The organism is Martelella sp. FOR1707 (assembly GCF_053484265.1).
In genome coordinates this window covers 35,994-54,188 of sequence record NZ_JBAKFP010000010.1, presented here as the reverse complement: position 1 = coordinate 54,188, position 18,195 = coordinate 35,994, and the positions used below count along the sequence as shown (strand labels likewise).

28 protein-coding genes are annotated in these 18,195 nt (G+C 64.0%); 7 read left to right on the top strand and 21 right to left on the bottom strand.

Going from position 1 to position 18,195, the window contains the following annotated elements; all coding sequences use genetic code 11:
• Positions 1–58: 58 nt before the first annotated feature.
• From V6765_RS22455 to V6765_RS22425, 7 genes are all read right to left on the bottom strand, one after another.
• Entirely contained in the window at positions 59–964 is a 906-nt protein-coding gene (locus tag V6765_RS22455) for a hypothetical protein (protein ID WP_448432841.1), read from the bottom strand.
• Positions 957–1,346, bottom strand: a complete 390-nt coding sequence (locus tag V6765_RS22450) for a hypothetical protein (RefSeq protein WP_448432840.1) — start codon at positions 1,344–1,346, stop codon at positions 957–959. The genes V6765_RS22455 and V6765_RS22450 overlap by 8 nt, the downstream gene beginning before the upstream one ends.
• Positions 1,347–2,954, bottom strand: a complete 1,608-nt coding sequence (locus V6765_RS22445) for a portal protein (protein WP_448432839.1) — start codon at positions 2,952–2,954, stop codon at positions 1,347–1,349.
• The gene (locus V6765_RS22440; RefSeq protein ID WP_448432838.1) at positions 2,951–3,169 is read right to left on the bottom strand and encodes a hypothetical protein; all 219 of its coding nucleotides are present in this window, start codon (positions 3,167–3,169) and stop codon (positions 2,951–2,953) included. The genes V6765_RS22445 and V6765_RS22440 overlap by 4 nt, the downstream gene beginning before the upstream one ends.
• 378 nt (positions 3,170–3,547) lie before the next feature.
• Positions 3,548–5,146 carry a hypothetical protein gene (locus tag V6765_RS22435; RefSeq protein ID WP_448432837.1) on the bottom strand — a complete coding sequence of 533 codons (1,599 nt, stop codon included), beginning with the start codon at positions 5,144–5,146 and terminating at the stop codon, positions 3,548–3,550.
• A gap of 322 nt (positions 5,147–5,468) precedes the next feature.
• Positions 5,469–6,194, bottom strand: coding sequence for a hypothetical protein (locus V6765_RS22430; RefSeq protein WP_448432836.1), 726 nt, complete (start codon positions 6,192–6,194; stop codon positions 5,469–5,471).
• A 544-nt stretch (positions 6,195–6,738) separates the two neighbouring features.
• The gene (locus V6765_RS22425) at positions 6,739–7,008 is read right to left on the bottom strand and encodes a hypothetical protein (protein ID WP_448432835.1); all 270 of its coding nucleotides are present in this window, start codon (positions 7,006–7,008) and stop codon (positions 6,739–6,741) included.
• Between the two features lie 421 nt (positions 7,009–7,429).
• On the opposite strand from V6765_RS22425, the gene V6765_RS22420 reads away from it, so the two are divergent.
• The gene (locus V6765_RS22420) at positions 7,430–7,642 is read left to right on the top strand and encodes a hypothetical protein (RefSeq protein WP_448432834.1); all 213 of its coding nucleotides are present in this window, start codon (positions 7,430–7,432) and stop codon (positions 7,640–7,642) included.
• Positions 7,643–7,681: 39 nt separating this feature from the next.
• Here the strand turns inward: V6765_RS22420 and V6765_RS22415 are convergent, their stop codons facing one another.
• From V6765_RS22415 to V6765_RS22355, 13 genes are all read right to left on the bottom strand, one after another.
• Positions 7,682–9,580 carry a hypothetical protein gene (locus tag V6765_RS22415; protein ID WP_448432833.1) on the bottom strand — a complete coding sequence of 633 codons (1,899 nt, stop codon included), beginning with the start codon at positions 9,578–9,580 and terminating at the stop codon, positions 7,682–7,684.
• 66 nt (positions 9,581–9,646) lie between these two features.
• Positions 9,647–9,943: a hypothetical protein gene (locus V6765_RS22410; protein ID WP_448432832.1), complete on the bottom strand. Its 297-nt coding sequence runs from the start codon at positions 9,941–9,943 to the stop codon at positions 9,647–9,649.
• Between the two features lie 4 nt (positions 9,944–9,947).
• On the bottom strand, positions 9,948–10,853 hold the full coding sequence (locus V6765_RS22405) for a hypothetical protein (protein ID WP_448432831.1): 906 nt from the start codon (positions 10,851–10,853) through the stop codon (positions 9,948–9,950).
• Positions 10,850–11,116 (bottom strand): DUF2312 domain-containing protein, encoded by a 267-nt coding sequence (locus V6765_RS22400; protein ID WP_448432830.1) that lies wholly within the window; start codon positions 11,114–11,116, stop codon positions 10,850–10,852. Before V6765_RS22400 ends, V6765_RS22405 begins: the two co-directional genes overlap by 4 nt.
• The gene (locus V6765_RS22395; protein ID WP_448432829.1) at positions 11,109–12,233 is read right to left on the bottom strand and encodes a toprim domain-containing protein; all 1,125 of its coding nucleotides are present in this window, start codon (positions 12,231–12,233) and stop codon (positions 11,109–11,111) included. The genes V6765_RS22400 and V6765_RS22395 overlap by 8 nt, the downstream gene beginning before the upstream one ends.
• Positions 12,230–12,739 (bottom strand): helix-turn-helix domain-containing protein, encoded by a 510-nt coding sequence (locus tag V6765_RS22390; RefSeq protein WP_448432828.1) that lies wholly within the window; start codon positions 12,737–12,739, stop codon positions 12,230–12,232. The genes V6765_RS22395 and V6765_RS22390 overlap by 4 nt, the downstream gene beginning before the upstream one ends.
• A 74-nt stretch (positions 12,740–12,813) precedes the next feature.
• Entirely contained in the window at positions 12,814–13,143 is a 330-nt protein-coding gene (locus V6765_RS22385; RefSeq protein ID WP_448432827.1) for a hypothetical protein, read from the bottom strand.
• Positions 13,143–13,634, bottom strand: coding sequence for a hypothetical protein (locus V6765_RS22380; RefSeq protein WP_448432826.1), 492 nt, complete (start codon positions 13,632–13,634; stop codon positions 13,143–13,145). Before V6765_RS22380 ends, V6765_RS22385 begins: the two co-directional genes overlap by 1 nt.
• 5 nt (positions 13,635–13,639) lie before the next feature.
• A complete protein-coding gene (locus V6765_RS22375) occupies positions 13,640–13,894 on the bottom strand; it encodes a hypothetical protein (RefSeq protein WP_448432825.1) in 255 nt (84 codons plus the stop codon).
• A gap of 85 nt (positions 13,895–13,979) precedes the next feature.
• Positions 13,980–14,123: a hypothetical protein gene (locus V6765_RS22370; RefSeq protein WP_448432824.1), complete on the bottom strand. Its 144-nt coding sequence runs from the start codon at positions 14,121–14,123 to the stop codon at positions 13,980–13,982.
• Positions 14,120–14,338, bottom strand: a complete 219-nt coding sequence (locus V6765_RS22365; protein ID WP_448432823.1) for a hypothetical protein — start codon at positions 14,336–14,338, stop codon at positions 14,120–14,122. The genes V6765_RS22370 and V6765_RS22365 overlap by 4 nt, the downstream gene beginning before the upstream one ends.
• Complete coding sequence (locus V6765_RS22360; RefSeq protein ID WP_448432822.1) at positions 14,335–14,655, bottom strand: hypothetical protein; 321 nt, start codon at positions 14,653–14,655, stop codon at positions 14,335–14,337. Before V6765_RS22360 ends, V6765_RS22365 begins: the two co-directional genes overlap by 4 nt.
• Positions 14,652–15,122, bottom strand: a complete 471-nt coding sequence (locus V6765_RS22355; RefSeq protein ID WP_448432821.1) for a hypothetical protein — start codon at positions 15,120–15,122, stop codon at positions 14,652–14,654. The genes V6765_RS22360 and V6765_RS22355 overlap by 4 nt, the downstream gene beginning before the upstream one ends.
• Before the next feature lie 69 nt (positions 15,123–15,191).
• Here V6765_RS22355 and V6765_RS22350 point away from each other — a divergent pair, with 69 nt between their 5' ends.
• On the top strand, positions 15,192–15,443 hold the full coding sequence (locus V6765_RS22350) for a hypothetical protein (RefSeq protein ID WP_448432820.1): 252 nt from the start codon (positions 15,192–15,194) through the stop codon (positions 15,441–15,443).
• 106 nt (positions 15,444–15,549) lie between these two features.
• Here the strand turns inward: V6765_RS22350 and V6765_RS22345 are convergent, their stop codons facing one another.
• Positions 15,550–15,759 carry a helix-turn-helix domain-containing protein gene (locus tag V6765_RS22345; protein WP_448432819.1) on the bottom strand — a complete coding sequence of 70 codons (210 nt, stop codon included), beginning with the start codon at positions 15,757–15,759 and terminating at the stop codon, positions 15,550–15,552.
• 164 nt (positions 15,760–15,923) lie between these two features.
• Between V6765_RS22345 and V6765_RS22340 the strand changes: the two genes are divergently transcribed.
• From V6765_RS22340 to V6765_RS22320, 5 genes are all read left to right on the top strand, one after another.
• Positions 15,924–16,487, top strand: coding sequence for a LexA family protein (locus V6765_RS22340; protein ID WP_448432818.1), 564 nt, complete (start codon positions 15,924–15,926; stop codon positions 16,485–16,487).
• A gap of 278 nt (positions 16,488–16,765) precedes the next feature.
• Positions 16,766–17,059, top strand: a complete 294-nt coding sequence (locus V6765_RS22335) for a hypothetical protein (RefSeq protein WP_448432817.1) — start codon at positions 16,766–16,768, stop codon at positions 17,057–17,059.
• Complete coding sequence (locus tag V6765_RS22330) at positions 17,056–17,430, top strand: hypothetical protein (protein ID WP_448432816.1); 375 nt, start codon at positions 17,056–17,058, stop codon at positions 17,428–17,430. Before V6765_RS22335 ends, V6765_RS22330 begins: the two co-directional genes overlap by 4 nt.
• Positions 17,427–17,729 (top strand): hypothetical protein, encoded by a 303-nt coding sequence (locus tag V6765_RS22325; protein ID WP_448432815.1) that lies wholly within the window; start codon positions 17,427–17,429, stop codon positions 17,727–17,729. Before V6765_RS22330 ends, V6765_RS22325 begins: the two co-directional genes overlap by 4 nt.
• A complete protein-coding gene (locus tag V6765_RS22320) occupies positions 17,719–17,997 on the top strand; it encodes a hypothetical protein (protein WP_448432814.1) in 279 nt (92 codons plus the stop codon). The genes V6765_RS22325 and V6765_RS22320 overlap by 11 nt, the downstream gene beginning before the upstream one ends.
• The last annotated feature ends 198 nt before the right edge of the window (positions 17,998–18,195 follow it).

Genomic DNA, 18,195 nt, shown 5'->3' with positions numbered 1-18,195 from the left:
GGTCGCTCCCGTCCGGTAGCCTGCCAATCATGCAGGCCGCCGGGAGCGGTTAAGTGCGCTAACCGATTTCCTTTTCGTAGCGCGCCATCAGCGCGTCATATTCAGCCTTGTTGAATTTCGGATGATCGGGCCTGTTTTCGGGCTTGGCGAGCTCGGCCTGCAGCTGAGCGCGAACTGATTTCTGGCCATCGCCGCCAAGATCGTTCAACGCCGGACCGCCGCCGCCGTCGCGGCCCATGGCCTTCTGCATGAACTCAAAGAACTGGTGACCCTTGGCGCTATCGCCCAACATGGCCTTTGCGTATTCGGCCGCATCCTTGGAAAGACCGCCGTTCTGACCCACGAGGCTGTCGATATAGGCGAAGTTTTCGTTCATACGCGTTTCGATCGCCTGCTTCTGCCCGTCTGCCGGCAGGTGCTTGGCCGCCTCCGGCAAGAGTGCTGCCCGCTCGGCGGCGATATCGATCGGCGGTTCCATCAGGCCCATCTCGGAAGAGAGCGAAAGGAACTTCGAAGTGATCTTCTGGAAGATGTCGACCGGGATTTTCTCTGCCTTCAGGAAATCCGCCATCGGCTTCGACATCGCCTCGTCTTCCGCGATCTCGGCGAGATAGGGCCGGATTTCCTCGGGCTGATCGTCGGCGAACTTGAAATACTCGCCGGCATCTTCGGGAACCTTCACCTTGGCGTCGCGATCGCGATAGCCATTGAGCGCCTTTGCCATCTTGTCCATGGTCTCGCGCTCATCCTTGCCCAGCATGCTGTCGGGCAGTCCCTCGGGGCGATAGAAGGCAGGCGGATCGCCGCCATCTCCAGCGCCGCCATCTCCAGCACCACCGTCGCCAGCTCCCGCCGCAGCCGCCGCGGCATCATCGCCCGCGCCGCCGCCGTCGCCGTCACCAGCACCGCCGCTAGCGCCTCCATCGTCGGCGGCAAACAACAGGATATTCAGAAGATCACGCATCGGGCTTCTCCGTTTTCTTTCTCTTGTTTTCGGTCGATTGTTTGCCGGCCTCGACGGCCTGCATCATCAGCATCGCAACCGCGTCGCGGCCCTCGCGGCAGGCCGCGTTCAAGGCAGTCTGCTCGAAGCTCTGTCCCGTCACCCGGAACGCCTGGCGCACGGTCACGTCCATCAGCCATTCAAACATGGCGCGGCCCGGGGCGGTGCAATAAAGCCCCCACATGAATTCGGCCAGATCGTCGGCGGGCTTCAGCGGCCCGGCCGTTTCCGGGGCCTGGGCGAATACCTTTTCCAGCGCTTCCCAGCCGCCGCCCGCCATGCCGCTCTCAAGCAGGTCCAGCGGCTGAGCCGCCCGCTCAGCGATGAATGGTCCATTGCCCATTTACGCGGCCTCCTGCTCGGCTTCGCGGGCAATCATCTCCGGGGCCTTTTTGGCCGCCTCCTCGGCAAACATCGCGCCGAGCTGTTGAATCCGCGCGTTCTCGATTTCCTGAATGACCTTGGCCTTCTGGTCCTCCGTTGGGATCATGTCCTTCGGGATTTGCAGGCCCTCGGCGATCTTCGCCATCATCTTGTCCTGGTCCTCGTAAAGCCGCGCCCGTTCCGGCCCGGCAATGGCAAGCGTCATCTCGTGATAGTTCGCGATCGCCGCGATCCTGTCGGCATTGAGCGCGGCCGCCATCGGCGAACGCACAGAGGCGGAAATCAAAAGATTGTCGACTGTCCGAAGCTCGCTGAGGAAACCCCATTCCATCAGGATTTCAGCCGAACGCGGCACCACCACCGGCATGATCTCATGCACGAGCCGGCCGAACGCGCCGATATGGATATTCGCCCGCTGCTGAAGCCTTCCAGCCATCTCGGAAGCCGAGCGCGGCGTGCCCTGGTATTCCGGCAGGCGGGTATCGAACATCGCATCACGGATTTGCTGCTGAAGATCGCCGATCAGCATCTTGCCGACGTCCAGACGGCCGTTCGCAGGGTCAAGCCGCTGCACGTCGGGGCCCAGCATGCCGCCGGTCGATTGCATCGGCCAGAACTGCCCGGGCCCCATCCGCACGGTATCGGGATTGAAGGTGCCGCCGGCGCGATAGCCCCATATGCCGAGCATCGCGATCGCGGCGGATTTCAGCGCCAGCTCCTGGGCCTTGTTCACCGTCTTGATCGTCGGCAGCGCCGTCAGCACCACACCGCGCCCATAGGCCTCGCCCGGCACGCGATAGTAGCGGGCAACCGCGATCGGCTGCGTCCGGTAGCGTTCATGATCGATCACGCTGCCCTCGTTATCGAGGCGGGCGCAGAAATGCCAGCCGCCGCGCGGATCCGCGTCCGCCCACCATTCCTGATGCAGGATGATGTTGTCGGAGGGGTTCCGCTGGGCTTTTTTCCGAAATTCCTCCGAAAACCGCCCGTCAGGAAAGGCCGCGACGATCTGGTCGGCGGAAAGCTCCTGATCCCAGCACACATAGCGCACCCGCCCGAAGGCGTCGCACAGGATATAGAGCTGATCGAAGGGGATGCAGGCGAACATCAGCGGCTGATCACGCGTCCCCTTGACCGGGAGAATGGCCCCGGTGCCCATCGAAAGGTCGATGCACATTTCGTGCACCGCCGTATCCCAGTCGCCGGCAAGGAAAAACGGGTGGATTTGCTTTGCCATCTCCTCCAGCCGCCGGTTGAGCGTGGCAAGGTCTTTCTCGATGACGGCAAGACGTGCGAGCGGCCCGGCTTCCAGCGAGAATGTCGGTTGTCCGGCGGGGAAAAGATCACGCTGCAGCGCGCCGGCGAAATACATGGCCGACATCGGCGCGGTCATGTCGAACAGCCGGTCGGGCTGGTTGGCCTTGCGCCCCTTGCCGGTCGGCCGTCGCATCGGCATCACGTAATCATAGGCGTCCTGATAGAGCGGGTTCCAGTGCGAGCGGAGGCTGAACGCCTTGCTGCGTCTGGTTTCCAGCGCCTTGGTGTCGACGTCCCGGTTGCCCTTCATCCGCCAAGCACCGCGCTCATACCGTCCGGGCCATCCTCGAAAAGGCGACGGCCGCGCGGCGGGCGGCGGGAAACAGCGGCCTTGTTGTCGGCGCGGTTGACCTCGGCAAGCTGCCGGTCATTCGACACCGCCTGCAGCTCGCGGCTTTTCTGCGCCTCCTGCTTGGCTTCCTTGCCGGCTCCGCCGCCGAACAGGCCTCTGACGATCCGTCCCATCGCTCGCGATCCCTTCGAATATCCATTTGTCGCCGTCCACATGCCGAAAGCCCGTCATCGCGGCCATGCGTTCGCCCGGCCGGTGACCGGGCCGCACCCGGCATGTGATCACGGCACCATTTTCCGCGAGCCGGGAAAGCGTTAAGTGGGCAAGGCGCACCAGCCCTCGCATGCGCGCCCGCGCGCGAGGGAGGATCGCAAGGCAGAATTCCAGCTCATCGCCGGCCGGCACCAGAAACGCTACCGCCAGCAATCCGTCATCGTCGAACACGGCCGCGCTGTCGCCGGCCTCGCGCATCCACAACAGCGCGCGCCGCACAAATCCGCGCGCCCCGGCCGCCTCCAGGCAATCCGTCAGCGCCGCCGGAGCCGAAAACCTCAAACGTCCCATACGTTGAAATCCCGCTTCGGCCCGGCCTCCTCGCGCTTCTTGCGCTGGCTGAACAGGCTCGACACATTGGCGGGCAGGGAATTCTTGGCGGCATCGCCGATGACCGAAGCGAGCCCGCGATAACCCAGGCAGCGATATTGCTCGGCGTCATGGGGGTGAGAATATTCGTTCTTCACCACGGCGAGCTTGTCGGTTCCGCCGATGCTGGCCTGTTTCGTCAGCTTGTAGTGCGCGGCAAAACCGCCGATCATCAGCCGGCAAGACGGGTCGACCAGATAGCGCTCCGTTGTGCCGTCGATCCGGCCGCCAAGATACCAGCGGACCGCCTCTTGTCTGATGCCGGGTTCGTTTGATGGCGCCGGCATGATCGGCATGCGGATGACGTTCTGAACCGTCAGCACCCAGTTGAATTCGCCGGTGTTCGTATCGCCGCCCATGAACGCGGCGGGGTCGCACCAGACGCCGGCGATCGGCATGCCCGGAAAGCGCGACATCAGCACTTCCAGCAACATGTTGCCGAAGGTGGAAGGTCCGGTTCCGGGCTCGCTCGCCACCTCGCAAAGCAGCCGGTTTTGCCCATTGGGCAAGAACTGGCCGATCGTCGCTGCGGGCGATCCGCCGGCATCCATGCCCATCGTCAGCGGAATGCCTTTGACCGGCGCGATCGCCTGGTCGGCAACATGCCGGTTCTGCGAGAATTCGGGATAGACCGGCTTGCCGTCCTGGGCATAGCCCGCAAGGCCGTGCACCATGCGGCGCACGATATGTTCCGGCTGGGTCTTGGCCTCCAACTCGTAGGACGAACGCGGCTTGCCGACGCGGTTTTCCGCCCCGGCATCAAGGCCGCCGGGCTGCTGGAAAAAATTGAAAGCCGGGTTCTTCTGATCCTTGTGATGGCCGTAGCCGCATTGCTTCAACAGCGGGTGGTCGATATCCGGCGGGTTCATGTCGCCCCAGAAGATGCGCGGCAGAACCACCTCGTTGGGCTCGACCGTCATGCCCATCAGCTCCATGGCCTTGCGGCCGTCCTTCGACACGCGGTCAAGCTCGGACGGCGCGATCATCTCGACCGGTGGATAACGTCCGGTGCGCTGAAACAGGAGGCCCGGGACGCGTTCGTCAAGGAGATCGACCTCGTTGCCCCAGCCTGCCGAAGTCTCGAAACCCTTGATGTACTGCTCGACATTGGCGTCGCCGATCGCGCCGGTTTCGAGGATGAAATCGATCATCACCTTGTCGGGTCCGCGCCAGGCCTCCCATTTCAGCCGGTGCTTGATCGGCCGGTCTTGGCCGCCCTCGTAGGAAACCGTCCAGGGATGATCCCGGGGAAACATCTCATGCCAGGAGGCGAGTGCGGTTCGGGCGAAATCGCGATAGGTGTCGCGCACGGTCGACAGCTTGAAGCGGACCCAGCCATCCTTGCAGACCGGCATGTAGGACGCGGCCAGCATCGGCCCCTTGGCGCAGGAAACGACGGTCTTCCCGGAGCCCGCAGGCCCCATGATGATATCGATCGGCCCTCGCGAGACCAGAAATGCCGCACCCACAGGCCCGGGCGGCCTGTAATGTTTGAGATCGATACCCAAGACCCTTGCCCTCGCGGAATTTGTGGGGTCGGGCGCGCCCGCGCCCCGTCCATCGCGAGAACAAATTTAGTTCGCGGCAAATCCGGTTAACTGGCAAACTCGGCAGGGCCGGTGTGTGTGAGGCACGACACCCCGGGGGAGGGGTGGCGAAAAAAATTTTGAAGCTGGGCGGCGGCGGAAAATGCCAGGGGAGGGCGATCTCGCGCGAAAAAGAGGGGTCGCCCCACTGATATGCAATCAGTCGCATCCCCAACGATATCAACAACTTAGGTGACTTGTGACTTTCACCGCAAATGTCACACGGCTAACCCATTGATTTCATTCAATCCGGTTTGTCGAACCGGGTCATGTCAAACACCGCGTCATCGCGCGCCCGTTCGATATGCATCTCCCCGATCACCATGACGCCCATCGGTCGATCGGGCGGAAGGTCAACCTTGGTCGGAGCCTTGCTCTCGAAGTAGGGCAGAAGCTCGGCGTTGGCCTTGCCGATCATCTCCTGCGCCTTGATGACCAGCCCCGTCATAGCGCCAGGCAGAACCTTCCCGGCGCGCACGAGCGCATGCAGGTACAGGCGCGGATCGTGTTCGCCGGGATCGTATCCGGCCAGCTCGGCCGCCAGAGCATAGGGGTTCGCATTTGCCATGCCCAGGAGGTTCAGCCCTGGGTGACGATAGCCCATCCGCATCGCCACGTCCCGAAATTCCGCATTCGCCTTGTTCTTCGAGCCCTTCGGCCTCCCGCGCCCGCGTCGCGCCTCTGATATTTTGTCCGCCACATGGCGCACCGGGCCCGTAAACAGCGATTGCTGCTCGTCGATCTCGTCGAGCATCAGCGGAAGCTGGTCGGCCTCGGCCTCGTCGGGCGCAAGCTCGGCCGCAAGCCCGGTCAGCGCCGCCTCGACCTCGGCCTTGCCGCTGCCGATCTTCGCCGCCCGATCGGGATCCACTTCGGGCCCAGGCGAACCACCGCCATCGCTGCCCGCCGCGCCGGAATTCCCCGGCGTGTGAGCCCCTTCAGTCCCCTTTTTCGCGTCGTCGTCGGCCATGTCCGATTATCACCCCAATTCTTTATTCGGTTCACTGGATCAACCGCCGGTCAACCGGCAAATCAACCGCGATTTCTGTTTGTTTTCAGTTATATACACCTATGGGTTGACGGGTTGACGTGTTTTGTTTCGCGTATACGCATGCGCGCGCGCGTGAAAAACTCCCTATATCGGTCAACCCGTCAACCGTCAGCATAAGCCCTTGTTTTCCCTGAAGTATCGCGGTTGACTTACGGTCAACCCATCGTCAACCGCCGTCAACCACCCGCGCCCGTCGAAGATGCCGGAACGCTCCGCGCCAACCGTGACACCGATTTCGCCGCGTCAAGTGCCCGCGCCGGGCAAAATCACGGGGCATTCGCCGAAAGCGCCGCGACCAGCGGCGCTCTGGCACGATCCGGCGCGGGCTCCGCTTAATCCCCCTCAGGGCGCGGGAATGTTCAATGCGCTGGCGCATTGGCGACAACGGTTGACGGCTTTGCGACAAGGGGCGCGGGTCGACGGGCAGGGGCAAAGCGATCGATGTCGCCCGACATGAAGGGCGCTACTCCTTCAGCGCATCCGTCCAGGGCGGCGCGCCTGGCGTGAACACCCGGTGGGCGATCGACGTCTGCCAATACAGTTCGCGATCGCCCGTCAGCGCCTCGGCGATCTTGTCGATCGCGTCGGTCATCTCGCCGGCGGCCGCATATTCCGGCGCGGAGAAATGCGCCTCGGTGCGCAGCTCGATCGCTACCTTCCGGCAATAATAGAGCTTGTCGAGGAACTGCTGACGGGTGAACGGGTGGAGGGTCTTGCGTCGTTTGCGGGTCATGGCGTTCTCCTTTTAGAACAAAGGAAGAACATAATTTATTCAGCAAGCAAGTGCTAGGCCTCGACAACCGCCCGCAGTCAGCGATAGCTTTCTTCATGCAGGTTTCAGAAAAGTTCAGCCATCCGATCTTCCGTGGGAACGACCGTGGGCTTTGGGGAAAACCTGGGGACGGCGAATTTTTTGAAGAAAAAATCGTCTATAGTGATTCTCTCGGGCATGTCCCGATGCAGAAATGCGGCCGGCGAAGGAAGTTGGCGCTTCCTTGCCGGCCGCAAAATAAATGATCCGCTTGTGTTGGTGCACTTGGAACGCGGATCACTCGGAACAAGAAGGTTGTTACACTCTTCTCAAGCAGCTGGAGCGTATAGCCGACGACCTTTCGAGACAAGTGCTCTACTGTCGATACGAAAGGAATTCGGCAATGGTGAAGAAAATACGTTCTCGTCCTGTTCGCAAGAGTTCGCCAGAGGTGACACGCGAGATGGCGGTTGTAATCAAAGTGCTTTTGGCGCTCGGAGTGCCACAACACAAGATCGCCGCTATCTTCAACATAAACCCCGGGCGCGTCAGCGAAATAAACACGGGGAAAAAATTCTCTGGCGCTGATCCGGACCAGGGCGACCTTTTCATATGACATCTGATAATCGAGCGGGCCGGCTTGGGCACGGCCCGCTCACCCATCCTCATCAACCCCGCCCAGCGCCAGGTCATAACCGGCAAGATCAATAATCGTGCAGCTCTTGGCCTGCCGGTTGATCTTCACCATGTAGTGCTTCCGCTCCAGCCCCGGCGGGGCCACCATTTCCGGGGCCTGTCGCAGCGCCTGGGTCCACACGCCGCGGGCATAATCCGTGCGGGCGAACAGCTCCTGCAGCTTGCCCTCGTCATTCACCGGCACGGCAAGGCCGTAGCCCTTGCAGGGCTTGCCCTTGTCGCGCAGGCCAAGCCCCATCATCGCAAGGCTCGATCGCGCCTCGTCCAGCGGCACGGCGTCAATCTCCAGCAGCTCCAGCAGCCGGCCCACGGTGTATTTTTCGCCATGGCGGTACTGGTCGATCGTCGCCGCGAGGATCCTGTCCAGCACCTCCTGCCATTTCGGCGTCTGCGCCGCCCGCTCGTCGGCCGTGGCGTCGCGCAGCATGGTGATGATCGCTTCTTCGTTGTCGGCGGGAAAGCCGGTCAGGTCGGCCATGCCCTGGCGGCCCACGGCCAGCTCCGCCGCCGCAAGCAGCGCGCCATAGGTGTCGATCGCGCGCGCGTCGAACCCCACCTTGTTGAGGATCACCTTCCAGGCCGGCAGGATATGGGCGTGGAAATCGTGAAACCCGTCCATCACCTGGCGCAGCAGCATGCGGCCAGCAACATCGGAAATCACCGGCGCGCGGCCATGGCCCTTGTCCAGCGCGCGAAGGTTCAGGATCGCCATGCGGGTCTTGTCCTGCACCGTCAGCGGCGGGTGCAGGATGGAGGAGAACATGAAGGCGTTGCGCAGCTGGAATTCCACGCCGGAGTGGTTCTGGCTGCCGCGATGCATCTCAGCACCGGAATAGGCCTGCCGCGCCAGCTCGATCACCTGTTGCTCCTTGGCGCTGCCCGCCCGCGCCTCAAATTCGTCAACAGCCACCGGCCGGCTGTCATGGCCGATGTTCTGATAGATGCCGGCGGCCGTCGTGTTGGCCGTGGAAAACAGCGTGCGGCCGAACAGCGAGCGGATAATGTTGTGCAGCGTGGATTTGCCGACGCCGGCGCCCCCCGTGGTGAACACGATCGGCCGCACGTCCAGCGCACCGCCCATCAGGCTCGCCATCATCCACCCCAGCAGAAAAAGCGGGTCCAGCTTCGGCCGCTGCCATTTCCACGTGGTCAGGTCCTGCAGCAGCTGGTGGGCCGGGCTGTCCATCACGCCGATCGGCTCCATCCACGGCTCCATGATCGCCGCATCCTGCTTGTAGAAATAGCCGAAATATTCGCCGGGCTTTGCCCGCTGCAGCTTCCAGCCGGTCGCCCGGTTCTCGCGGTTCACGGTCGTGTCCACGGTCCACAGCCATTTGCCGGAATGCCAGATCATCCGTTCGTCGTCGGTCTTCCAACCGCCGCGCCCGCGCACATTTTCGGCCGGGTCGAAGATCCCGCGCCGCCCGGCCTCGTTGATCAGCGCTTCGGTGCATTTGTCGCGCTCCAGCCGGTTCACCTGCGGCGGTATCAGCTCGCCGGTCTTGGGGTCTTCCTTGGCCTTGGAATAACCCGGCCAGGCCCATTTCAGAAAATTGCCATAGGGCGCAAACAGCATGGTTAGCGTCGGCAGGTCCCAGCGCCGCACCTCATGCAGCTGGCCGGAGGCGGAGATGATGTAGACAGCATCGCCCTTCAGGCCCAGCACGGTCACCGGGCAGTCCGGCGGCAGCGCATTGGCGGGAAAGCCCGGCCATTTGCCGGGCTGAATGCCGTTGCGGGCTTCGTTCGGGTCGGCCATGTCGGCCGCCGGCGTCTGCTCCTCCATCTCGCGCAACGCGTCGGTAAAAGCCGCCTTCGCGGCCTTGCGCCCGCCCTGAATTTTCGGTGTTTTCGCCATGTCCGCCCGTCATTTCCAAAATGCATTGCGCCGTGGCGGCCGCAGCCGCCACGGGGATTACCTTGCCTACAGCGTCTTGGTGTTCACGCCGGATCGGACCGAAAGCTCGGTTTCATAGGCTTCGGCCTCGCGTTCCGCGCTGTCGGCCATCGCCTCGAAATATTCCAGCTCGGAGATCACGCCCTTGTCGATCAGCAGTCGGGCAAGCCCGCCCTGGTCGGCCTTCGACATGTCGACGCCAACGCGCAAATGCTTCGGCGTCTGGTTCTGGTGATCGGGCATGAACGCGATCGCGGTCTGCACGCGGTGGGCGGCACGCTCATAGCGCTCGCGGGCGTGGATCAGTTTTGCCTGGTCTGTCATGCTCTCACCGCGTCTTGATCGTCGCGCCGAACCCCTCGACCATCCCCGTGGTCAGGTCCTCGGGATCGATCTTCTTCTTCGGCGGGGCAGGGGCCATCACGCGGGCAAAGGCGCGGTGCTGGTCCGCCGCCTTCTTCAGCTCCAGATAGACGGAGACGAAAACCATGAAATAGGCCCGGTCCCAGTCCATCATCTCCTTGCCAGCCAACACACCGGCAAGCTTCACATGGGTCCAGCACACCTCGGGCGTGGCGCGCTCGCCGATCTTGTCGGCCAGCGCCTTCACTTCCAGCATCAGGTGGTCAGGCCCGGCCATCTTCGGCCCCTGGGTCGTGGCGTCGGGATCGAACGTGTCGAAGGAGATGTTCACCCGCACCATGCCGTAACTGGCAACCCGCGCGGCCTCGTCGGCGACCATCGCCAGCATGCGGTTGCTGTCATCAAGCGGCGTGGAAAACGCGGCCGGCCAATAGTCGCCGGGTTCGGCGTTCACGTCTCTGGCGGTTCCGGCTTGCTCCTGGGCGAGGTCTGCGTTGGCTGCTGGCTTCTCAGCACTTTCGCCGCCTGCGATGTCATCGCCATGAGTATCGCCGCCGTTGCCGGCGCTCTCCCCGCCATGATCATCGCTCTGCTGGGCCCCGCCGATGTCGCCGCCGGCCGTTTCTGCATTTTCTGCTCCCGCTTCGCCGTCCGGGCCGGGGGCAGCCTCACCCACGGGCGCGTCATCAGCTCCATCAGCCGCGCCCGGCGCGCCGGCCGGCTTCTCGCTTCCGCCTTCAGCGGCGTTAGCACCGTCGCCCGGTACCACCGCGCCAGTCGCCTCTGTCGCGCCGCCTGCCTGTTCAACCGGCTGGTCTTCTTCCGGCTTTGCATCTGCTGGCTTTTTCGCATCGGTCTTTTTCCTTGTCATTGTTCGTCTCGCTTCATGCCCAGCGCAGCCATGTATGTGTCGAGGATCGCCGCTTCCTCCATGCGCTGCTGTTCATCCTTGCGGCGCAAGGCCACCACGGCCTTGATCGCTTTCTTGTCGAAGCCGGTGCTCCCGGCCTCGGCATAGACCTCCTTCTTGTCGTCGTTGATCGCCCGGCCTTCCTCCTCCAGCCGCTCGATCCGCTCCACGAAGGCGCGCAGCTGGTCGGCCGCGATCCCGGAATTGTGTCCCGCTTCACTCATCATCCTCATCCTGCATCATGTCGTTGAAGTCCTTGCCGATATGGCTGGCGATGGTGGCGAGCGGCTTGCCGGCGCGCTCCAGCGCCTCCATCGCCGCGTCAAACTGCTTGGCCGCCTGGCGGTTGCCCCAGTCATTGTCCTTCGACACCACGATCTGGCTCACGCAATCCATCCACACCGGCGCATTGGCGAGGTTGGAAAGCATGCCCGCCGCCCACACGCGGGCCTCGGGAATGGAGCCGGCAAGCGAAACCCCGTCCTCGACACCCTCGCACAGGATCAGCGGATGCGGCCGGGTCGCGCGCTCTGGCGACAATCCCTCCGGCCCGTGGGCAATGCGGATCACCGCGCCCTTGGCCTCGCCAAACATCAGCTTGGCGTTTTCATCCGCGCTCACGGCAAATTTCTTTGGCGTCAGCGGGTCCAGAAACGTGCAATGCACGGCGGTCAGCTGTCCGGTCGGCGCGCGCATGGCGGAAAGCACGGCCGGCAGAAGCGGGCCGGGGTTTTCCTTCCAGCGCCGGCCGTTTTCGCTCCGCCACACCGCGCGCGGCCAGTATTCGGCGGCGGCGGCAAAACGGAAGGTCTCAAGATCAAGGCTCGCGACATGCTCCAGCGCGCAATTGCGCCCGGCGAAATAGCGCCGCGCATGCGCCTCGGCAGCGCCGCCCGTGCCGGCGGCCGCGCCGTCCAGAAAAAGCCGCTCGGCCGCCTGCATGCGCCGCTGGCGGGTGCGGGCGGCATCGCGCTCGGCGGCGGCGCGCGCGGCCTTGGCGCGCTCGGCCATGCGCCGGCGCTCGCTCTCGCTCATATGGCGAAGCCCGAGAAAATCGCGCCCCCATTCGCAGGCCGCGCGAATATCCTTCTCGTCGCCGGCGGTGAGGTAAGCCACCATGCCCAGCACATCGCCGGAAAGCCCGGTGCGCCAGTCTTTCCACGCGCCAATATCGCGGTCGAGCGCCACCTTGAATTCCGGGCTGCGGTCATGGTCCAGCGTCACCGGGTTATGCGCCACCCAAAGCCGGCCCTGGCGGCGGCCGTCGGGCAAAAGCTGCAGGCATACGGTCTCGATCCGGTCCTTCAGCCCCTGCTTGATTTCCGGCAGATCGTTCCTCATGCGCCGAACACCCGTTCGATATCGGCAAGCAGCGCCTCGGTCTCGCAGCTGTCGCGCTCGTCTTCCAGCGCGTTCAGCGCCATGGAAACGGCGGCCTTGCTCATGCCGGCGGCCTTTGCCAGCCGCGCCTGGGGAACGCCCATGTAGATGTTGGCGATATAAAGCGCGAGCCGGCGCGCCTTTGCGGCCGCCATCCAGGCCGGGTCCGCCGTCGCGCGCCGGCCCGGGCTTGCGTCCAGCACCTCGGCCGGGCAAAGCGAAAGCGCGCGCGCGGCATAGGCAACAGCCATGCGGTAGGCGGCACTTGCCGCCGCGTCGGCCTCGCCATCGCCGCGCGCAAGCCGGCGGATCGCCAGCCGCGCCCTGGTCAGCGTCACCCGCGTCAGCGGCCGCCGCCCGCGTTCGATCTGGCGCAGATAATCCCCGGAAAACCCGGCCGCCCGCGCCACGGCGCTGCGTGAAAATCCGCTGGTTTCGATCGCATCCATAAGTCCCGCAATATCCATCGCCACCCCTCGAAAAGAAGCGGCCCACGCACTACAAAAGAGCCTTGAAAAATGCGGCCCGGGGGCCGCAGTGGTTACCCCTTGGCGGCAAGCCGCGCCTCCGCCGAGAGCTTCAGCTCAGCCGCGCGCACCCAGTTGGAAAGCGCGCCGGCGGGGCCGCTGGTCGATGTCGCCTTGATGCCGCCGAGAATGATCTGCGCGCCGTTCCAGTTGTCGCGCACCTTCGCGCCCTCGCGTTCGGCAAGCCGCTCGAACGCCGCCTTCGCGCCGGCGCGGTGCGCCTCCACGCTCGCGCGCATCTCCGCATGCGGCACGAGCTCGACGGGCGGAATACCCGCCCGCGCGGCCTCCACCACGCCAATCAGCCGCCGCAACTCATCATGGTTGATCGCCGCCTTTTTCATCACATGCCCATCCGTTTGCGCCGCTCGGCGGCCTCGCGGTTCATGTCGCGCTGGATATCCTCGGCGGTTTTGGGCTTGGGCCTGGTCTCGTCCGCCCAGGCGGGCAACACGATCTCGATCGTCTCCGCGTCGATATGATCCCACCGCACGGCCTGCGGCTTTTCCGCCCGATCGACGAAATGCGTCAGGTGCCCGCAATTGAACACGAGGCAGTTCCGCTGGTTGACGCCTCCGCCAAGCTTGCGCGGCTCCGCCGTGAGCGGCGCGCGATCGACTACGACCAGCCTGATCAGGCCATGATGCTCGCCGGTCCCCACATGCAGCTCGCGACCAACCGTCGGCAGGTTCCCGCGAAAGAACCTGCCGGCGACATCGCTGTCGACGGTAATCCGCAGCTTCGCCGCGCCGCCCTTCAGCTTCACCAGCGACACACGGACGCCGGTATCGTCCGCATTGCGGCTCGCCTCTACATCAACCTTCTCGAATGCCATTGCCTTCACCTCTCTCCAAGTGCCTTGATGTCATCCACCACCGCGCGCCGGCCTTTTGTTGCGAGGCCGCGCAGCATCAGGTGGCCGGTGGCGGCGTCGAAGCCTGCTTCCGTCAGCGCCGCGCCGCCGCATTCAAGGGCGGCGGAAGCGCGGTTCATGGCGTCGATCATGGTCCGGCAGAAGCCGCGCACGGCGGCGGGATCGCGCGCCGTCTCCGGCAGGCGGGATCGCACGGTGATGATCGCGCCCTCGTGGCTCATGGCGTCACCGCCGGCGCCAGCGCGAGCGCGAAAAACAGCGCCATGGCGCACACCAGCAGCGCGCCGCCGATCGTGATCCGCGCGTTCATCGCCGCGCCCCCGTCACACTGTCCCATTGCCGGCCGACCAGCTTGACGATCACGCAAAGCGCGGCCAGCACATGCCACACGGCAATGCCGGGCGCGGCTGCCACAAACAGAAATTCGAAAAGGGAGAGGGGAAAGGTCATGCCGCGCCGCCTTGCCGGTAGGCCGGGCAGGTCGCACAGTCACGTTCCGGCCGCACCATCTGCCCGCCGGAAACCAGCTGCAGCAGCCATGTCGGGCAGTCGACGAAGCGATGGGGCTCATTGTCGGGGAAATCGCAACGCATCACGGTTTCCTTGCGGGGACCGTTAGCCCCGTTCCGCATGCCTTCGGTTTCGGAAAGGTGAACGCACTTCATGCGTCACCTTCCCGATCTTCATCAAACTCGTCGAGTTCCCTCGTGGTCATCTTGATGGCCATGTCCAGGTCGGCCGTGATCACACCGTAGGGGGCCGGTTTGCTTGGGGAGGGCATATTGCGCGCCGCCGCTCTCGAGCATGCAGCCTCCCACCACTTGGAATTCCTTGCGTCGACGTCAGAAAAGTCACGCTGCCAAAGCCAGAAAGAACCCGGCGTGTTACAGGTTTCACGCCATCCCCAGCGTTTTAGGTAGGCGCGTTTCAGGTTGTCGAGATCATTCTCCGCCCGCTGAATATCCCGGTAGAACGTGGTCATGCCGCACCGCCTTTCGCCTGGGCGCGGAACTCGACCTCAAGGGCCGCCAGATCGAGGGCGCTGGATTTCACGAGGTCGCGGATTGGCGTCGTCGGCTTGTACCAGCTATCCTCGAAGGGCCACCATGCAGGGGAGCCGGTCAGCCGGAAATCGTCATAGGCATGCAGCGCGTAACACCCGGCGGCGGCCGCCAGCTCGCCGGGATCGTGCCTGTCGTCATGCTCGGGCGTCCAGCCCTCTTTCTCGACCTGCCGCACCCGCTCCTCGATGACCGAAAGCAGCGCCTTCAGCCCGGCCTCGCCGGTAAGGCAGGCCAGCTCGTCGAGCGCCACGCGGACGGGATCGATCTTCTCGTCGCAGGCGGAGCAGAAATCATCCTCGACCCAGCAGCACGGCGTTCCGTCCGCATGCAGACAGGCCGAGATATCGGTACAGCCGCACATGCGGCACTTTCGTTCGTCGAGCATCACCGCCCTCCCTTGTGTCGAAACAGAGACTCACCGCATGCTTTCGCCTTTCGGAGAAAGGAGAGGCAGATGGAAATGAATGATCGGGAACTGCGCGATTTCATAGAACTGGTGGCCGCCTCGGCCGTAGCGTCGAAAGCGGTACTGACCTGCTCGTTGGCCGGCATGCCGGTCAGTCGCGAGAATTGCGCGCGCATATATGGCCAATGGCTGGACGGCAGCACGCCGTATTTCGATAGCCTTGTGCTGGCTGTCGATCGCCATATCGAGGAAATGCTGACGACCGGCGAGCTTATGTCTCCGCCGCAGGGCTCGGCCTGACGCAGCGCCGACGCTTCGCGGGCAATTGCCACGATCGCCGCTGAGGTCACGTCGCCGTGTTGCGCCGGCGGCGGGGATTTGATTGCCTGAAATGCAAACTCGGCCATCACCGCCCTCCCTCTGCCGTCATTGCCTCGAGGCGTTCCGCGATCAGCTCGTCGAGCGCGCCAGACAGCTTGCGCAACGTCCGTTCGCTCACCGTTCGCCGGCCGGCCTTGCGGGCGGTGTAGGTCGTTGGATGAACGCCCGCTCGCTTGCAAAGATCGGCCTGCGAAATGCCGGCTCCCGCGCGCTTCGTCTCGATTTCTGAAAACATTGCAAATCACCCTTGCGGTTTGCTCTGCATATATGCATAAGCAAAATTGCTTATTCTGCAAGGTGTTTCTTGTGACCGCGTTTGCACTTCAACAGAATATATTTGCGCGCATGACCGAAAATCAGCGCGACACAAAGGCTTGGCTAAAGGCTGTGGCAGATCATATGAACCTGTCGCTGTCCAAGCTCGCCAGCAATTCAGGCATGGCAGCCTCCACGCTCACGCGCTATTACAACGACAATTCGGGCTCGGTTGGCATCACCCAGGGAACGCTGGAGAATGTCGCCCGCTATTCCGGCTTCCGTCCGGGGCAGATGCCCGGCCGCAACATCAACGGCATGGCCGAGCCGGATGCGCTTCTTTACGCCAACGACAACGAGCCGCATGCCGGCTGGGTCGATGCCGCCGTGAATGCCGCCAAGAGCGGCCGCAACGGCATAGAGGCGTGGGTGATGAAGGGCGGCGCGCTCGACGGAATGGGCGTCATGCCCGGCGACGTGGTGTTGATTGACCAGAACCGCCGCGCCAAGACCGGCGATATCGTCATCGCGCAAATCATAGATCCCGTGCGCGGCACAGCGGAAACGGTGATGCGTCTCTATCAGGCCCCGTTCATCACCGCCCATTCCATGCGTCTCGGGCCGCAGCGTCCCGAGCATGTCGATGACGATCGCGTGTCGATCGCCGGCACGGCCATCGGTATCATCAGAAACCCCCTTTCGCACTGAACTGAGCAGGCATGCGGGCCAATAGGCGCGCACTGAACTGAGCAGGCATGCAAATCCCATCCCTCTAGATCGTCTTCACGTGCCCCGCGCGACCGCTGGGCCGCTCCAGCCTTGTGCGCTCGCATTGAACTGAGCAGGCATGCGGAATTGCTTAGTCCGTTCCGGCCCCGATAAGCGTCACTCAGAACCATCGATATGCAGAAATGCAAATCTCTGCTTGCCATAATAAGCAAAAACGCTTATTGATTTGCAGTATCGCAAAACGATGGAGATGCGGCATGACCTACGAGACCATGAGCGCGGCCGATGTCGCCGAGACATTCGGCATCGCCCGCGCAACCTTCCTGCACCGGCGCGGCGAGCTGGAGCGCAAGCACGGCTTCCCGCCGCCGCTGCCGATCGCCAAGCCGTTGCGCTGGCGCGCGGCCGCCGTGCGCAAATGGCATGCGGCATGGGATGAGGCGGGCCCGAAGCAATCGGCCGCCGACCTGCGCCAGACGGTCATCACCCAGGATCGCGCCCTTCTCCTCAGCCGCTACGCCGCCGCCAACCACAACGGAGCCGCGGCATGAGCGTCCACTTCGATATCGCGGCATCGAGCGCGCGCCTGCGCGGGCAACTGGCGAAGGTCCAGACCGACGAGAACTCGACGACTGGCACCCGCATCAAGTTCCGCAATCCAGAAACGCTGGTCGCCATCAACGAGATGATCATGCGGGAGATGAACCGAGGCACGGAAAGCCCGGACATTGTCGCCGCAATTCTGGAGATCGCGGCGGACATGCTGTTCTCTCTGACCGGCGGCGATCGCGAAATGATGGAGCGTAACGCACCGATCTTTTCGGCGCTGTTTCAGCTCCAGCTGCGGCGCAAAGTGACCGGAAAAGGCGTTCGCGGCGGCGCGCGCGCCAAGCCCATAACCGAACCCGGAGGCCACGCATGAGCGCCGCCGCCGTCACCCTGTTCGACAAGCCCGCCGTGGCCGCGCCGAAGCGCGCGCTCACCGCCGCCCAGCGCGAGGCGCTGCGCCATGTCAAACAATATCGCCGCCACCGCTGCACCTTTTCCGGCGGCTGGTATCTCGGCCCGCAATTCTTCAAGCGCGCCACCATCGCCGCCCTTGTGCGCGAGGGCCTTGTCCGCCGCGAGAAGAACCCCGGCCACGGCAAGGGCTACCACCTGGAACTCACCATGGCCGGCGGCGTCGTTCTGGAAAAGCTGGAGAAATCCGATGCCCGATAAGGCCGCCCGCATGAACGCGATCAAGCGCCGGCTCATGGAGCTGAACCGCGAGATCACCGAGACCATGGCCGAGATGGTGGAAACCGCCGGCGAGGATCCGCACTGGGAAGGCTTGGCAGACCTGAAGGCGGAGAGAAACGCCGCCCGCCTGGCGCTCAACAATGTCTGCGCCACCGCCCAGGCAACCGCCATGGAGTTTTCCTCCGGCATCGCCCCGCCGCGCTTCCCGCGCCGGCCCTCCCGAATTCAGCGGCAAAGTACTGCGTAATCGCCGCCAACTTCCCGCGCTCTTGCCAAGTGGGCGCGGGCAGGGGAGGCGGGCCGTATCTCCCAACGGCCCGCCTCCGGAAATCCCCGAAGAAATCCCAAGGGGCCTTTTCCCAACCGGCCCGGCGGGTGTGACCCAACGAAAAGACCACGCGGGAGCCAACCCGTTCCACCCCGCGCCGGCGTCTTCCCCTCCCGC

What these genes read in the sequence shown, in the direction of transcription:
- V6765_RS22400 (WP_448432830.1), bottom strand. Translation starts at nt 11,116, where the DNA reads ATGAGTGAAGCGGGACACAATTCCGGGATCGCGGCCGACCAGCTGCGC.
- V6765_RS22345 (WP_448432819.1), bottom strand. Translation starts at nt 15,759, where the DNA reads ATGTTTTCAGAAATCGAGACGAAGCGCGCGGGAGCCGGCATTTCGCAG.
- V6765_RS22455 (WP_448432841.1), bottom strand. Translation starts at nt 964, where the DNA reads ATGCGTGATCTTCTGAATATCCTGTTGTTTGCCGCCGACGATGGAGGC.
- V6765_RS22360 (WP_448432822.1), bottom strand. Translation starts at nt 14,655, where the DNA reads ATGACCACGTTCTACCGGGATATTCAGCGGGCGGAGAATGATCTCGAC.
- V6765_RS22420 (WP_448432834.1), top strand. Translation starts at nt 7,430, where the DNA reads ATGGTGAAGAAAATACGTTCTCGTCCTGTTCGCAAGAGTTCGCCAGAG.
- V6765_RS22380 (WP_448432826.1), bottom strand. Translation starts at nt 13,634, where the DNA reads ATGGCATTCGAGAAGGTTGATGTAGAGGCGAGCCGCAATGCGGACGAT.
- V6765_RS22425 (WP_448432835.1), bottom strand. Translation starts at nt 7,008, where the DNA reads ATGACCCGCAAACGACGCAAGACCCTCCACCCGTTCACCCGTCAGCAG.
- V6765_RS22335 (WP_448432817.1), top strand. Translation starts at nt 16,766, where the DNA reads ATGACCTACGAGACCATGAGCGCGGCCGATGTCGCCGAGACATTCGGC.
- V6765_RS22445 (WP_448432839.1), bottom strand. Translation starts at nt 2,954, where the DNA reads ATGAAGGGCAACCGGGACGTCGACACCAAGGCGCTGGAAACCAGACGC.
- V6765_RS22330 (WP_448432816.1), top strand. Translation starts at nt 17,056, where the DNA reads ATGAGCGTCCACTTCGATATCGCGGCATCGAGCGCGCGCCTGCGCGGG.
- V6765_RS22370 (WP_448432824.1), bottom strand. Translation starts at nt 14,123, where the DNA reads ATGACCTTTCCCCTCTCCCTTTTCGAATTTCTGTTTGTGGCAGCCGCG.
- V6765_RS22340 (WP_448432818.1), top strand. Translation starts at nt 15,924, where the DNA reads ATGAACCTGTCGCTGTCCAAGCTCGCCAGCAATTCAGGCATGGCAGCC.
- V6765_RS22395 (WP_448432829.1), bottom strand. Translation starts at nt 12,233, where the DNA reads ATGAGGAACGATCTGCCGGAAATCAAGCAGGGGCTGAAGGACCGGATC.
- V6765_RS22325 (WP_448432815.1), top strand. Translation starts at nt 17,427, where the DNA reads ATGAGCGCCGCCGCCGTCACCCTGTTCGACAAGCCCGCCGTGGCCGCG.
- V6765_RS22390 (WP_448432828.1), bottom strand. Translation starts at nt 12,739, where the DNA reads ATGGATATTGCGGGACTTATGGATGCGATCGAAACCAGCGGATTTTCA.
- V6765_RS22410 (WP_448432832.1), bottom strand. Translation starts at nt 9,943, where the DNA reads ATGACAGACCAGGCAAAACTGATCCACGCCCGCGAGCGCTATGAGCGT.
- V6765_RS22355 (WP_448432821.1), bottom strand. Translation starts at nt 15,122, where the DNA reads ATGCTCGACGAACGAAAGTGCCGCATGTGCGGCTGTACCGATATCTCG.
- V6765_RS22415 (WP_448432833.1), bottom strand. Translation starts at nt 9,580, where the DNA reads ATGGCGAAAACACCGAAAATTCAGGGCGGGCGCAAGGCCGCGAAGGCG.
- V6765_RS22385 (WP_448432827.1), bottom strand. Translation starts at nt 13,143, where the DNA reads ATGAAAAAGGCGGCGATCAACCATGATGAGTTGCGGCGGCTGATTGGC.
- V6765_RS22450 (WP_448432840.1), bottom strand. Translation starts at nt 1,346, where the DNA reads ATGGGCAATGGACCATTCATCGCTGAGCGGGCGGCTCAGCCGCTGGAC.
- V6765_RS22350 (WP_448432820.1), top strand. Translation starts at nt 15,192, where the DNA reads ATGGAAATGAATGATCGGGAACTGCGCGATTTCATAGAACTGGTGGCC.
- V6765_RS22430 (WP_448432836.1), bottom strand. Translation starts at nt 6,194, where the DNA reads ATGGCCGACGACGACGCGAAAAAGGGGACTGAAGGGGCTCACACGCCG.
- V6765_RS22365 (WP_448432823.1), bottom strand. Translation starts at nt 14,338, where the DNA reads ATGAAGTGCGTTCACCTTTCCGAAACCGAAGGCATGCGGAACGGGGCT.
- V6765_RS22440 (WP_448432838.1), bottom strand. Translation starts at nt 3,169, where the DNA reads ATGGGACGGATCGTCAGAGGCCTGTTCGGCGGCGGAGCCGGCAAGGAA.
- V6765_RS22375 (WP_448432825.1), bottom strand. Translation starts at nt 13,894, where the DNA reads ATGAGCCACGAGGGCGCGATCATCACCGTGCGATCCCGCCTGCCGGAG.
- V6765_RS22320 (WP_448432814.1), top strand. Translation starts at nt 17,719, where the DNA reads ATGCCCGATAAGGCCGCCCGCATGAACGCGATCAAGCGCCGGCTCATG.
- V6765_RS22405 (WP_448432831.1), bottom strand. Translation starts at nt 10,853, where the DNA reads ATGACAAGGAAAAAGACCGATGCGAAAAAGCCAGCAGATGCAAAGCCG.